The organism is Paraburkholderia sp. XV, assembly GCF_020177535.1.
Taxonomy (GTDB): Bacteria; Pseudomonadota; Gammaproteobacteria; order Burkholderiales; family Burkholderiaceae; genus Paraburkholderia; species Paraburkholderia caribensis.
In genome coordinates this window covers 18,997-32,659 of the sequence record NZ_JAGUUD010000023.1, presented here as the reverse complement: position 1 = coordinate 32,659, position 13,663 = coordinate 18,997, and the positions used below count along the sequence as shown (strand labels likewise).

Genomic DNA, 13,663 nt, shown 5'->3' with positions numbered 1-13,663 from the left:
CCACCCAAAGGAGAGTCGCATGCGTACCAGCGCCCGTAATCATTTCGCCGGCCAGGTCACGGCCGTCAAGGCCGGCGCCGTCAACGACGAAATCACGCTCCGCACTCAGGACGGACTCGAAATCGTCGCCGTCATCACGCACGGCAGTGCGTCGTCGCTCGGACTCGCGGCGGGCAAGCCGGCGTTCGCGCTCGTCAAGGCGTCGTCGGTGATCGTGATGGTCGATGCCGACAGCAGCAAGGTGTCGGCGCGCAACTGCATTGCGGGCACGGTCGCGTCGGTCACGAAGGGCGCCGTCAACAGCGAGGTCATCATCTCGTCGGCAGGCGGCGCGCAGGTCGCCGCGATCGTCACCAACGACAGCGTCGAGCGTCTCGGCCTTGCCAGCGGCAAGGCGGCCGCCGCGATCTTCAAGGCTTCGAGCGTGATCGTCGGCGTCGACTGAGCGCCAGTCAAGCATCGGATAGGCGCCGACGCGCTGCGGCAGCACGCACGCCTGACGGCCGATCCATTCGACCTGCGCTGCTACACGACGAACCGATACGACGAAGGCGCGCCCATCCTGTTTTCAGCGGCTGACATTCTGCCCGCGTCGCGTCATGTGAGCCGGCTCGCGCGCGTGCTCGAGCTTTGATGCGGTCGCGGTGGCCATCGCCGTGAGCGTGAGCATGAGCATGAGCCGCGGCGCACGGGTGCAAGTGCCGATTGAATTCCAGCATATGGCATCGTGTATGCTTGCGCGCATGAGTCAACGGCGAACAACATGAAGACATCGGCACATCCGAAGCCCGAAGTGCGCTTCAGAATGCGCATTCAGCAGGAAGACACGATCGCGCTGGGACCGGGAAAGGTCGCGCTGCTCGAAGCGGTGCGTGAGCATGGTTCGATTTCGGCGGCGGCGCGCAGCCTGAACATGTCGTATCGGCGCGCCTGGCTGTTGATGGATGAATTGAACCGCTCGCTGAAATCCCCCGCGACGGTATCCGAGCATGGCGGCCAGAGCGGCGGCGGCAGCGCGCTCACGCCCGTCGGCGAGGAGATCATCCGGCTCTATCGCGGCATCGAAGCGCAGGCATACGCCGCCTGTGCCGACGATATCGCCGCGCTCACGAAGATGGTGCGGCGTTGATCGGCGAGTGATTTCGATGTCGCGTGAGGCCTAGCCGTGGCGCAGGCAGAAGCGCGGCGCTCCACCCGATTGGGTGTTCGTCTGCGCATCGGCATTGAGCCGCCCGATCAGTTCGATGAAGCTCGCGACGCTCGCGGTGCGCAGCGGATGCCACGCAATGTGGCCGCGTTCGCAGACTCGCTTGAGCATGTTCATCGAGTCGTGATCGCCGCAGTCGAACCCGGCCTTCCGCCCACATACACGATACGCATGCGTTCCAGAATCGCCAGCGAGGCCGAACGCCCGCACGGGTCGTCGCCCGCCGTGGCCTGAAGCGCGCGGCTTGCGCTTCGTTTGCGAGCATCGACAGCAATTCGCGCAGCGACGCAGAAGAAAGACTGCTGACCATCGACGCAGTGTCCCGCGTCGCCGCGAACATCTGCACGAAGCGCGTGACGCTGCTGCGCAGACGCTGGAACGCATCGACTACGTCACGAATCTGCTGCGCGCGCACGTCGGCCGACATCGGCTTGAGCGTGCTGATTTTCCCGGATAGCGCATCCGTTGGCGCATCGCGACGAGTGCTGCCCACCCCGATCTCCGTCACATGCGATTCGACCGTTGATCCGATACTCAGCGGCGGCTGATCGCAAGCGCGATGCCGCCGAGTATCGCGGCCGCGCTCAATGCGATTCGCGCGGTCAGCGGTTCGCCGAGCAGCACGATGCCGCCCACGGCGGCGATCAGCGGCACGCTCAGTTGCACCGTTGCGGCCGTGGCGGCCTTGATTTCCTTCAACGCGGCGTACCAGATCACATAGCCGACACCCGAGGTCAACGCGCCGGATATCGCCGCGAAAAGCAGACCCGTTCTGTCGATCGATGCGCGCGCAAACGTCGCGGCGCTGATCGCCGCCGCGAACGGGATGGCGCGCATGAAATTGCCTGCCGTGGTGGCCGTCGGATCGGCGGCGCGTTTGCCGCGCAGCGAATACGCGCCCCAGGCGACGCCCGCGCACAGCATCAGCAGCGACGCGAGCAGTGGCGGCGCGCTCACGCCGGGCAGCACGAGCCCGACGAGGCCCGCGAGCGCGCATGCGAGACCCGTCCATTGCAGCATGCGCAGATGTTCACCGCGCCAGAGTGCGTAGCCGATCATCGTCGCCTGCACCGCGCCGAATAGCAGCAGCGCACCCGTTCCCGCCGACAGCGATACATAGGCGAACGAGAACGCCGCCGCGTAGACGAATAGCGCGAAAGCCGAAAGCCAGTTACCGGAGATGGCTTGCGACGGGCTGCGGCTGCGCAGAATGATCCACAACACGATAGCCGCTGACACGATGCGCACGGACGTAAACGTCGCGGGATCGATCGACGTACCCTTCAACGCGATGCGGCATAGCAGCGAATTGCCCGCGAAGGCGAACATGGCGACGATCGTCAGCAAGGCGATGCGCATGCGCGGCATGGTGCGTTGGGCGCGTTGAGCGGAAAAGGAGCGTGGTGGGCGTGCACGCTACTTTAGCGTGAGGCGCTGCAGCCGCGCATGACGCGGTGCAATGTGAAGAGAAGAGAGGCGTTGAAAAGCAATGCCGGATAGCAACGCCACCACGATTGCTATCCGGCACGTCACACACGCGGCGTTCAGGCCATGGCGGATGGCTTGATGTTCTGGTTATGGCGGAACAGGTTCTGCGGATCGTAACGGTCTTTCACTGCGACGAGCCGCTCGTAGTTCGGACCATAGGCCGCGCCCACGCGCGCGGATTCTTCTTCCGTCATGAAGTTCACGTACACGCTGCCGAGCGCGAACGGCGCCGATGCATCGAAGAACGCGCGCGACCATGCAATGCAGCGCTCGTCGTCGGCGGCTTCCGTCCAGCGGCCATGCACGTTCATCACGTACTTCGCGTCGCGATTCGAGTAAGCCGTCGCATCGGGCGCCGCGCGCATCGTCTGCCCGCCGATCGCGCCGAAAAAGATCTCGCACTGAGGCGAAGGCAGATTGGCGATGGCATCGACGAACGCGTCGATCAGGCCGTCGTCGAGCGTTGCGAGATTGTGCGACTTCCAGTAGTTGCGCGCGCCCGGCGTGAGTAGCGGATCGAAGGCCTGTTGCCACGCGGTGAACGGCATCGGTCCGAGATGTTCGCCGTAGGGCGTGCCGAACTTGCGCACTTCGTCGACCACGGCCGGACCGTTCGCGACAGGGCCCGTGTAGCAGACCGCAAACGCGATGATCGGCTTGCCGTGCACCTCGGCGGGCAGGAAGGGCAGCGGCGGCGCGAAGCGCGCGACGGCCCAGACAGTCAACTCGTCGGGCCAGGTTTCGAACGCAGTGCGGTATTTGACGAGCGCGTCGCGCGCCTGGTCCATTGGCAGCACGACGAGGCCGCCGTAGACCTCGGGTCCCACTTCGTGCAGCTTGAACTCGAACATCGTGACGACGCCGAAATTGCCGCCGCCGCCGCAAATCGCCCAGAACAGATCTTCATGCGAATCGGCGTTGCAGCGGATCAATTCGCCGTTGGCGGTGACAACGTCAGCGGAAATCAGGTTGTCCACCGTCATCCCAAAGCGCCGGCTGATCCAGCCGAACCCGCCGCCGAGCGTGAGGCCCGCGACGCCCGTCGTCGAATTGATGCCGAGCGGCGTGGCGAGCCCGAAGGCTTGCGCTTCGTGATCGAAGTCGCGCAACAGACAGCCCGGCTCGACATAGGCGCGGCGCGCGACGGGATCGATGCGCGCCGACTTCATCTGCGACAGGTCGATCACCATGCCGTCGTCGCATACGGCGCTGCCTGCGATATTGTGGCCGCCGCCGCGCACGGCGAGCAGCAGCTTGTTGTCGCGCGCGAAATTGACGGCGCGACGGACATCGGCCGTGCCTGCGCAGCGAACGATGATCGCGGGGCGACGGTCGATCATTCCATTCCAGATGCTGCGTGCTTCGTCGAACGTTGGATCGCCGGGCAATACGACCTGGCCCCGCGTGAGAGCTTTGAATTCGTCGATTGCACTGCTGGACAGATTCGCCATGCTACACCTCCGGTACGGACAAACAACGTCCGAACCCCTCGATCATGTCTGATCAAAGTAGTTCGGACGACCTGGCTTTCGTTCAGTAAACGAGGCTGGCCGGCGCGCACAAATTAACGTATACCCGCACGCCTTCGCATGTCATCCGGGTTCCTTTGAATACGGGCTCGAACGGGTGAAAAGCCCGCAAAACAAGGCACTTTCCGCACGGACTCACGGATGGAGTGCTTCGTAAATAGCGAGTCCGGCTCGCGCCTCGCTCACGCCGCGACGTTTCGCCCATGCACCGGATCAACCACGAGAAACCCTAAGCCTGCTGTCTTTTTCATTGCGCGGGAATCGAACGCATGCGATTGACTCGCGCACACGAGGTGCGGATAGCCGGACGGCCCGTTCGACAGGTCAGACGAACCCGGCAGCTGCTCCAGCCTGTGGTTTGTCTTCTGTTACGCTGACCGCCAACTTTCCATCTGTAAGTAAAACGGCGTCAATGCGTAATAGATTGTTCTACTGGCCGTAAGTACAGTAGATGGCAGTTGTTCACGTTTTGTATGGTTAACCCCGATTTAAACGTAAACGAACAAAAGAGAACATTGTTGCTGTTGTTTTGATTTCCTTTTTGAACATGGGTCGTGTGGCCTGTTTTTGAAGTACCCGAATAAGAAAAGCATCGGGACAATGGATCGACAACGGCTTCTCCGGCGCCCCTGGGCGCTATCCCTTGCCCTGCCTCTCGTCAGCAACCCGGGCCGCGCCTTGCGGCGCCCGGCGTATGCGAACGCCGTATCCGAATCATTGCTGTAGCCGTACCAAAGCATCTGCATTGGCATCGACGCCGCGGTTGAACACAGAACAAGCAGAAGAAGAGCGAAGCTGCATCAGAAGCATCGAACAAAGGAGAGCAATTTGGTTTTGGAACTCGAGCGGGTCACCGTCGTTTCGGGCGGGCTGACGCATCTATACGGCGTCGATCTGCGGCTCGTCCCGGGGGCGATCAATGTGCTGCTGGGTCCCACTCAGGCAGGCAAGACCACGTTGATGCGCGTGATGGCAGGACTCGACAGGCCCACGACGGGGCGCGTGCTGGCCGACGGCCAGGACGTGACGGGCGTGAGCGTGCGTCAGCGCAATCTCGCGATGGTCTATCAGCAGTTCATCAACTATCCCGCGATGACGGTGTTCGACAACATCGCTTCGCCGCTGAAGCTGCAAAAGACGGAAGCGGGTGAGATACGCCGCCGCGTGAACGAGGTCGCGTCGAAGCTGCATATCGAGCATCTGCTCGACCGGCGTCCCGGCGAACTGTCGGGTGGCCAGCAGCAACGTTGCGCATTGGCGCGCGCACTCGTCAAGCGCACGTCGCTGGTGCTGCTCGACGAGCCGCTCGTGAATCTCGACTACAAGTTGCGCGAGGAGTTGCGCGCCGAACTCACGACACTCTTCTCCGACGGCAAGACCACGGTCGTATACGCGACGACCGATCCGCTCGAAGCGTTGCTGCTAGGGGGCCACACGGCCGTCGTCGACAAGGGCCGCGTGCTGCAGTTCGGCCCGACGCTCGACGTCTACAACGCACCGGCGAGCGTCGATGTGGCCGCCGTTTTCAACGATCCGCCCATGAACATGCTGACGAGCGAACTGCTGGAGAACGGCGACGCGCGTCTGCCCATCGGCATCGACGTGCCCGTGCGCCGCGCGGCGGCGACGGCTGTCGGAACGGGCACTTGCCGGATCGGCATCCGGCCCGGCCACTTGCGTCTTGCGCCGCGCAACGCGCATTCGTTTGCCGTGCCCTGTCTGCTCGAACTCGCCGAACTGAGCGGCTCGGAAACGTACCTTCACTTGCATACGCGTCACGGCGGCATCGATCTCGTCGCGCAGTTGCAAGGCGTGCATCAGATCGCGCTCGGCACGCAGCTCGACGTTTATATCGACCCCGACGAACTGTTCGTGTTCGGCGCGGACGCCAATCTTGTCGCGCGTCCCAAGGTGCAGGAGGTGGCATATGGCGCGCATTGAGTTTCAGAATCTCGGTCACGCGTACCGGCCCAACCCCGCCTCGCTCGACGACTACGCACTGCAGCCGATGAGCATGGTGTGGGAAGACGGCGGCGCTTACGCGCTGCTCGGTCCTTCGGGTTGCGGCAAGTCGACGTTGCTCAATATCGTGTCGGGCCTGTTGACGCCGTCGGAAGGCAAAGTGCTTTTCAATGGACGCGATGTCACCCTGCAAGGCGCGCGCGAACGCAATATCGCCCAGGTCTTCCAGTTCCCGGTGATCTACGACACGATGACCGTGTTCGACAATCTCGCCTTTCCGCTGCGCAATCGCGGGCTGCCTGCCGCCGAAGTCCGCACGCGCGTGCATGAAGTGGCCGACATTCTCGACATGGCGCGTGAGTTGCCGCGCAAGGCAAGCAATTTGTCGGCGGATGCGAAGCAGAAGATTTCGCTTGGACGCGGACTGGTACGCAAGGACGTGGCGGCGATTCTGTTCGACGAACCGCTGACCGTCATCGATCCGCACATGAAATGGATGCTGCGGCGTCAGCTGAAGAAGATCCACCAGCAATTGAAGCTCACGCTGATCTACGTGACGCACGATCAGGTCGAGGCGCTGACATTCGCGGACGAAGTGGTCGTGATGACGAATGGCCGCGTCGTGCAAAAGGGTGGGCCGGAAGCGTTGTTTCTTCGTCCCGATCACGCGTTTGTCGGCTATTTCATCGGTAGTCCAGGGATGAACCTGTGTCCCGTGAGTCTCGATGAAGGCGCGATCAAGCTGGGCTCGCAGCGCGTCACTGTCGACGCGAGTACGCTCGCGACGCTCAAAAGCACGAATGGCGATCTCAAGCTCGGCATTCGGCCCGAGTTCGTGCGTCTTGCCGGCGACGGCGAAGCGGGCGCAGTCCGCGCGCAAGTCACGCGCGCGCAGCAACTCGGCAACTACCAGCTCGTGACGGCGAACTGCGAAGGTCACGTATTCAACGCGAAGATGGAGCCGAGTTTGCGTGTGGTGGATGGCCCCGTGTGGTTGCGCGTCGCTTCGCCCGAAACCGTCTATTTCAGCAACGACGAACGCATTGCGGTGCGAGCCGCAGGAGGCGCGTGATGAACAAGCCGCTCAACCAGAAGGCGTGGCTGCTCGTCGTGCCTGTTTTCATCTGCGTCGCGTTCTCAGCGATCCTGCCGCTGATGACGGTCGTCAACTACTCCGTTCAGGACATCATCAGCCCGACGCAGCATGTGTTCGTCGGCACGGAGTGGTTTCGCAACATCATGACCGATCCCGATCTGCGCGGTGCATTGGGCAGGCAGATCATTTTCTCGGCCTGCGTGCTGCTGTTCGAGATTCCGCTCGGCGTCGGGCTGGCACTCGCGATGCCGGCGTCCGGCTGGCGTGCATCGGCGGCGCTCGTGGTGCTCGCGATGCCGCTGCTGATTCCATGGAATGTGGTCGGCACGATCTGGCAGATCTTCGGCCGGCCCGATATCGGTTTGCTCGGCTATGTGCTCAATCGCATCGGCGTCGACTACAACTACACGGCGAGTCCGACCGACGCGTGGGTCACGGTGCTGGTGATGGATATCTGGCACTGGACGCCGCTCGTTGCATTGCTCTGCTATGCGGGTCTGCGCGCCATTCCCGATGCCTTTTATCAGGCCGCGGAAATCGACGGTGCAAGCCGTTTTGCGGTGTTTCGCTATATCCAGTTGCCGAAGATGCGCGGCGTACTGATGATTGCCGTGCTGTTGCGCTTCATGGACAGCTTCATGATCTATACGGAGCCATTCGTGCTGACGGGCGGCGGCCCGGGCGACTCGACCACATTCCTTAGCCAGTACCTGACGCAAAAGGCCGTCGGTCAATTCGATCTTGGACCCGCGGCGGCTTTCTCGTTGATCTACTTCCTGATCATCCTGTTGCTCTGCTTCATTCTCTATAACTGGATGGAGCGCGTAGGCAAGGGCGGTCCTGCAACGACGGGAGAAGACAATGCGTGACAACCGCCGCTGGATACGCGCGCTGGTCCTGCTCGGCTATATCGCGTTCGCGCTGATTCCTTTGTACTGGATGCTGTCGATATCGCTGCGCACCAACGAGGAAACGATGTCGGCGTTCTCGATCTGGCCGCACCAGGTGACATTCGAGAACTTCAAGGTGATCTTCACCGACCCGTCGTGGTACTGGGGCTACATCAATTCGATCGTTTATGTATTGATGAATACGGTGATGTCGGTGCTGGTCGCATTGCCGGCCGCGTACGCGTTCTCGCGCTATCGCTTTCTCGGTGACAAGCACATGTTCTTCTGGCTGCTCACCAACCGGATGACGCCGCCCGCCGTGTTCCTGTTGCCGTTCTTCCAGCTCTATTCGAGCGTCGGACTGATGGACACGTATGTCGCCGTCGCGCTCGCACACATGCTGTTCAATGTGCCGCTCGCAGTGTGGATACTCGAAGGTTTCATGTCGGGTGTTTCGCGTGAAATCGACGAGACCGCTTATATCGACGGCTATTCATTTCCGGCGTTCTTCATCAAGATTTTTCTTCCCTTGATCAAGTCGGGTGTCGGCGTGACGGCGTTCTTCTGCTTCATGTTCAGCTGGGTCGAACTGCTGCTCGCTCGCACGCTGACCACCGTCAACGCAAAGCCGATTGCCGCCGTGATGACGCGCACGGTATCGGCGGCGGGGATGGATTGGGGCGTGCTGTCCGCGGCGGGCGTGCTGACCATCATTCCCGGCGCGCTCGTCATTTACTTCGTGCGCAACTACATCGCGAAGGGCTTTGCGATGGGGAGAGTGTGATGTTCACGTGGATGTACTGGACACCCGAAGTCGCGATCTTCTTCGGCTGCGTCGTCGCGATGCTCGCGGGCATGACGCTGTGGGAGATGCGCGCGCCGACTATCGAACGCAAAGGCTTTTTGCCGATTGCGACGACGCGTGGCGACAGGCTCTTTATCGGACTGTTGACGGCCGCTTATGTGAATCTCGCGTGGATTGCGATCAGCGGCGAAGGCGCGAGCGCATGGCCGGGCTTTGCGGCGTCTGTGGTCGTGCTGCTCGCGATCATGTGGAAGGGATAAAGCGTCAAGAATAAACCGGTTTCGTTGATGCCCCGGGCGGCAACCGGCTGATGATCCAAAGGGGTGTGGAGACACAGGAGAAGACCATGCAACACAGGAGACGGATCGTCGCGCTCGCGGTGGCAGGAGTGGTCGCGGGGGCTTGTGCGAATCACGCTGCACTGGCAGGCACGCCAGAAGCGCAGAAATGGGTTGATAGCGAATTCCAGCCGAGTACGCTGTCCAAACAGCAGCAGATGGACGAAATGAAATGGTTCATCGACACGGCTGCGAAACTCAAATCGCAAGGCGTCAAGGAAGTGCACGTGGTGTCGGAAACGATCGACACGCACATGTATGAATCGAAGACACTTGCCAAGGCATTCACGGAAATCACGGGCATTCAGGTCAAGCACGACATCATTCAGGAAGGCGATGTCGTCGAGAAATTGCAAACGTCGATGCAATCCGGTCAAAGCATTTACGACGGCTGGATTTCGGACTCGGATCTGATCGGCACGCACTATCGCTATGGCGTGATCGTGCCGCTGTCCGATTACATGGCGGGCGAGGGCAAGGAGTACACGAATCCGGGCCTCGACCTGAAGGACTTCATTGGCACGAGTTTCACGACCGCGCCGGACAAAAAGCTCTATCAGTTGCCCGACCAGCAGTTCGCCAATCTGTACTGGTTCCGCGCGGACTGGTTTGCGCGCAAGGATCTGCAGGACAAGTTCAAGGCAAAGTATGGCTACGATCTCGGCGTGCCCGTGAACTGGTCCGCGTATGAGGATATCGCCGACTTCTTCACGAACGACGTGAAGACCGTCGACGGTGAAAAGGTCTACGGCCACATGGACTACGGCAAGAAAGATCCGTCGCTTGGATGGCGCTTCACAGACGCATGGCTTTCGATGGCAGGTGAAGCCGATAAAGGCATTCCGAACGGCATACCCGTCGACGAATGGGGCATTCGCGTGACGCCGGACGGTTGTCATCCCGTTGGCGCATCCGTGTCGCGCGGCGGCGGCACGAATAGCCCGGCTGCCGTCTTCGCGACCACCAAGTACGTCGACTGGCTGAAGAAGTATGCGCCGCCCGAAGCATCCGGCATGACGTTCAGCGAAGCCGGCCCGGTTCCCGCGCAGGGCAAGATCGCGCAGCAGATCTTCTGGTACACCGCGTTCACGGCGTCGATGCTCAAGCCCGGCAACGTGACGAATGCGGACGGCACGCCCAAGTGGCGCATGGCGCCGTCGCCGCATGGCCCGTACTGGAAGGACGGCATGCAGAACGGCTATCAGGATGTCGGCTCGTGGACTTTCTTCAAGTCGACGCCTGCGAATCAACGTGCTGCCGCTTGGCTCTACGCGCAATTCGTGACGTCGAAGTCGGTGTCGCTGAAGAAGTCGATTGTCGGCCTCACGTTTATTCGCGACTCCGACATTCATAGCGATTACTTCACGAAGAATGCCGACAAATACGGCGGCCTGATCGAGTTCTATCGCAGCCCGGCGCGTGTCGCGTGGACGCCGACGGGCAACAACGTGCCCGACTATCCGAAGATGGCGCAACTCTGGTGGAAGAACGTCGCGACGGCGGCTGCCGGCGAGAAGACGCCGCAAGCCGCGATGGACAACCTCGCGAAGGAAATGGACCAGGTGCTGGGGCGTTTACAGCGTGCCGGGATGAAGGTGTGCGCGCCGCAACTGAACGCGGAAAGCGATCCGTCGAAATGGCTTTCGGATCAGCACGCGCCGTGGAAGAAGCTCGCGAACGAAAAGCCGAAGGGTGAAACGGTCAAGTACGACCAGCTGCTCGCAGCGTGGAAGGCAGGCAAGGTTCGCTAGGCATTTGATGTAGAAAAGCGGGAAGGTTGAAGCGGGCGGTGTCGAAAGACGCCGCCCTTTTTTTTATTGGTTTTAATCGGCTTGAAATAAAGATTAAACAAGTACGGTTAATCCATTAATAGAAAGCAATTTGTCATTTGAAAGACTGACGCGCAATGACCACACATGCATTACGGATGATTGCGAACCATTAGCGTTCATGTAATGATACCGATTCTCATTTAGAAGGGGCCGGCCGGGGGCAGTTACCGGCGGGGCGGTTCGCGCGAATACGCGAGCCGGACGGGCAGGCACCGCCCGTTGCACCAAGAAAAAATCAGTTACAACGACAGGGAATCGCGATGCTTCGAACCACGCCACTCGCAGCGGCCGTCATGGCCGTCTTTGCGACGCCGCTCTACGCCCAGACGACGACGCCGGCCACACCGGCAGTGCAACTTGCCCAGGCTTCATCGTCCGCTTCTCCCGCCAGCCAGCCCTCCGCCAGCCAGCCTTCCGATAGCAACACACTGCCCGCCGTCAAGGTGACGGGGCAGACCGACAACGCCACCGACTTCCAGCCCGACAAATCCAGTGTCGGCGCCAAGGTCCCGACCGCGCTGCGCGATATTCCGCAGGCTGTCACCGTCATTCCCAAGGCCGTGCTGCAATCGCAGGCTGCGAACTCGTTCTCCGACGCGCTGCGCAATGTGCCCGGCATCACGATCGGCGCAGCCGAAGGCGGCCAGATCGGCAACAACATCAACCTGCGCGGCTTCTCGGCGCGCACCGACATCTACCTCGATGGCTTCCGCGATCGCGGCCAGTACTATCGCGACACGTTCAACCTCGAATCGATCGATGTGCTGTATGGTCCGTCGTCGCTGTATTTCGGACGCGGCTCGACGGGCGGCGTGATCAACCAGGTCAGCAAGGAGCCGACGCTGAAAAAGCGCGCCGACGTCTCCGTGCAGGCGGGCACGCATGACCGTTACCGCACCACGGTCGACCTCGACACGCCGATCACCGACACCTCCGCGTTCCGTATCAACGCATTCGGCCAGAGCCTCGGCTCGTCGCGCGACGTGATGAAGAACAAGGACTACGGCGTCGCGCCCGAAGTGAAGTTCGGTATCGGCACGCCGACGGAAATCACGCTGTCTGCGCTGATCCAGCACAACCGCGATCAGCCCGACTACGGCATTCCGCCGCTGAACGGCCACCCCGCGCCGGTGAATCGCGGCACGTTCTACGGCTACACGGACGACCGCACGATTCAGGACGTGCAGACCTTCAGCGCGCGCATCAAGCATCGCTTCAACGACGACGTGACGGTGCGCAACCAGACGCAGTTCAGCCACTACAGCACGGAAGCGCGCGCGACCAATGCGGCGTCGGTGCTGACGGGGCCGCTCTCGACGTCGACGGCGCTCACCAACGGCAACTTCACGACGATCGATCCTTCGAAGCTGTTCGTGAAGCTGCAGGGCAAGGACCGCAACATCAACGACCATTCGGTCTACAACTCGACCGACGTCGAATGGAAATTCAACACGGGGCCGGTCAAGCACGACCTGCTCGCGGGTGTCGATCTGAGCCACGAAACGTACAGCAACCAGAGCTTCACGGCGACCTCGCCGGGCATGACGTCGAACACGATCGGCGTGGTGCCGCTGATCAATCCTCCGTACACGCCGCGTCCCGCGAACGTGAAGGAAGTGGCGACCAATCTCGCGGAATCGAGCGCGAATGGCGTGGGCCTGTACTTGAACGACACGATTTCGCTCGGCGAGCACTGGAAAGTGGTGGGCGGCGTGCGCTGGGACCGCTACGAAGCGTCGATCAAGAATACGATCAACCTGCCGCGTTACGCGACGCAGACCAACTACTTCACCAGCGTGCGCGGCGGCATCATTTATCAGCCGGCCGACTGGCAGTCGTACTACGTGTCGTACGGCACGTCGTTCGACCCGTCGCTCGAAGCGCTGACGCTCACCAACGGCCAGCAGAACCTGCCGCCCGAGCACAACAAGTCATACGAAGTCGGCGCGAAGCTGGACCTGCTCGGCGGCGGTCTGTCCGTCACGCAATCGCTGTTCAACATCGAAAAGACCAACGCGCGTACCGCGAACCCCGACGGCAGCTACACGCTCGACGGCGATATCCGCGTGCGCGGCTATCAGCTCGGTCTCGCCGGTCACATCACGGACAAGTGGCAGGTATTCGGCGGCTACACGTATATGGACGGCACGATCCTGCAGGCGTTCGACGGCACGCAAGGCAAGACGCCCGCGAATACGCCGCGCAATACGCTGACGCTGTGGACGACCTATCTGTTCACGCCGCATTGGGAAATCGGCGGCGGTCCGACGTACATGTCGTCGCGTTACGCGGCGAACAACAACCTCGTGCAGGTTGGCGGCTACACGCGCTGGGATGCGATGGCCGCTTATCACGCGAAGCGTTACGACGTCCAGATCAACGTGTTGAACCTGACCGACAAGAACTACTACGACGCGCTGATTCCGTCCGACGGCGGACGCGCGGTGCCGGGTTACGGCCGTACGTTCCTCGCGACGCTAAACTATCGCTTCTTCTGATCGCACGAAGCGATAGCC

11 protein-coding genes and 1 pseudogene are annotated in these 13,663 nt (G+C 61.5%); 9 read left to right on the top strand and 3 right to left on the bottom strand.

The window, feature by feature from the left end; translation table 11 throughout:
* Positions 1–19: 19 nt before the first annotated feature.
* Together KFO72_RS14420 and KFO72_RS14415 are read left to right on the top strand one after the other, a co-directional pair.
* The gene (locus KFO72_RS14420; RefSeq protein WP_054934699.1) at positions 20–445 is read left to right on the top strand and encodes a TOBE domain-containing protein; all 426 of its coding nucleotides are present in this window, start codon (positions 20–22) and stop codon (positions 443–445) included.
* Between the two features lie 360 nt (positions 446–805).
* The gene (locus KFO72_RS14415) at positions 806–1,129 is read left to right on the top strand and encodes a winged helix-turn-helix domain-containing protein (RefSeq protein WP_035991166.1); all 324 of its coding nucleotides are present in this window, start codon (positions 806–808) and stop codon (positions 1,127–1,129) included.
* A gap of 30 nt (positions 1,130–1,159) precedes the next feature.
* Here KFO72_RS14415 and KFO72_RS14410 read toward each other — a convergent pair.
* From KFO72_RS14410 to KFO72_RS14400, 3 genes and pseudogenes are all read right to left on the bottom strand, one after another.
* Positions 1,160–1,476, bottom strand: a pseudogene (locus KFO72_RS14410) (DUF2325 domain-containing protein); the annotation flags it as partial.
* A 265-nt stretch (positions 1,477–1,741) separates the two neighbouring features.
* Complete coding sequence (locus KFO72_RS14405; RefSeq protein WP_225032411.1) at positions 1,742–2,575, bottom strand: DMT family transporter; 834 nt, start codon at positions 2,573–2,575, stop codon at positions 1,742–1,744.
* Between the two features lie 176 nt (positions 2,576–2,751).
* Positions 2,752–4,146 (bottom strand): FAD-binding oxidoreductase, encoded by a 1,395-nt coding sequence (locus KFO72_RS14400; protein ID WP_225032410.1) that lies wholly within the window; start codon positions 4,144–4,146, stop codon positions 2,752–2,754.
* A gap of 906 nt (positions 4,147–5,052) precedes the next feature.
* On the opposite strand from KFO72_RS14400, the gene KFO72_RS14395 reads away from it, so the two are divergent.
* From KFO72_RS14395 to KFO72_RS14365, 7 genes are all read left to right on the top strand, one after another.
* Positions 5,053–6,165 carry an ABC transporter ATP-binding protein gene (locus KFO72_RS14395; RefSeq protein ID WP_225032409.1) on the top strand — a complete coding sequence of 371 codons (1,113 nt, stop codon included), beginning with the start codon at positions 5,053–5,055 and terminating at the stop codon, positions 6,163–6,165.
* Complete coding sequence (locus tag KFO72_RS14390) at positions 6,152–7,258, top strand: ABC transporter ATP-binding protein (RefSeq protein WP_225032408.1); 1,107 nt, start codon at positions 6,152–6,154, stop codon at positions 7,256–7,258. Before KFO72_RS14395 ends, KFO72_RS14390 begins: the two co-directional genes overlap by 14 nt.
* The gene (locus tag KFO72_RS14385) at positions 7,258–8,151 is read left to right on the top strand and encodes a carbohydrate ABC transporter permease (protein WP_035989403.1); all 894 of its coding nucleotides are present in this window, start codon (positions 7,258–7,260) and stop codon (positions 8,149–8,151) included. The genes KFO72_RS14390 and KFO72_RS14385 overlap by 1 nt, the downstream gene beginning before the upstream one ends.
* Positions 8,144–8,956 carry a carbohydrate ABC transporter permease gene (locus tag KFO72_RS14380; RefSeq protein ID WP_060602999.1) on the top strand — a complete coding sequence of 271 codons (813 nt, stop codon included), beginning with the start codon at positions 8,144–8,146 and terminating at the stop codon, positions 8,954–8,956. Before KFO72_RS14385 ends, KFO72_RS14380 begins: the two co-directional genes overlap by 8 nt.
* Positions 8,956–9,237, top strand: coding sequence for a DUF2160 domain-containing protein (locus KFO72_RS14375; protein WP_054934705.1), 282 nt, complete (start codon positions 8,956–8,958; stop codon positions 9,235–9,237). Before KFO72_RS14380 ends, KFO72_RS14375 begins: the two co-directional genes overlap by 1 nt.
* A gap of 86 nt (positions 9,238–9,323) precedes the next feature.
* Positions 9,324–11,066, top strand: a complete 1,743-nt coding sequence (locus KFO72_RS14370; RefSeq protein WP_035989411.1) for an ABC transporter substrate-binding protein — start codon at positions 9,324–9,326, stop codon at positions 11,064–11,066.
* A gap of 341 nt (positions 11,067–11,407) precedes the next feature.
* Entirely contained in the window at positions 11,408–13,645 is a 2,238-nt protein-coding gene (locus KFO72_RS14365; protein WP_107202030.1) for a TonB-dependent receptor, read from the top strand.
* Positions 13,646–13,663: the final 18 nt, after the last annotated feature.

Bases quoted from the DNA above. Each gene is read 5' to 3' on its own strand.
- KFO72_RS14420 (WP_054934699.1), top strand. From the start codon at position 20: ATGCGTACCAGCGCCCGTAATCATTTCGCCGGCCAGGTCACGGCCGTC.
- KFO72_RS14415 (WP_035991166.1), top strand. From the start codon at position 806: ATGCGCATTCAGCAGGAAGACACGATCGCGCTGGGACCGGGAAAGGTC.
- KFO72_RS14405 (WP_225032411.1), bottom strand. From the start codon at position 2,575: ATGCCGCGCATGCGCATCGCCTTGCTGACGATCGTCGCCATGTTCGCC.
- KFO72_RS14400 (WP_225032410.1), bottom strand. From the start codon at position 4,146: ATGGCGAATCTGTCCAGCAGTGCAATCGACGAATTCAAAGCTCTCACG.
- KFO72_RS14390 (WP_225032408.1), top strand. From the start codon at position 6,152: ATGGCGCGCATTGAGTTTCAGAATCTCGGTCACGCGTACCGGCCCAAC.
- KFO72_RS14385 (WP_035989403.1), top strand. From the start codon at position 7,258: ATGAACAAGCCGCTCAACCAGAAGGCGTGGCTGCTCGTCGTGCCTGTT.
- KFO72_RS14380 (WP_060602999.1), top strand. From the start codon at position 8,144: ATGCGTGACAACCGCCGCTGGATACGCGCGCTGGTCCTGCTCGGCTAT.
- KFO72_RS14375 (WP_054934705.1), top strand. From the start codon at position 8,956: ATGTTCACGTGGATGTACTGGACACCCGAAGTCGCGATCTTCTTCGGC.
- KFO72_RS14370 (WP_035989411.1), top strand. From the start codon at position 9,324: ATGCAACACAGGAGACGGATCGTCGCGCTCGCGGTGGCAGGAGTGGTC.
- KFO72_RS14365 (WP_107202030.1), top strand. From the start codon at position 11,408: ATGCTTCGAACCACGCCACTCGCAGCGGCCGTCATGGCCGTCTTTGCG.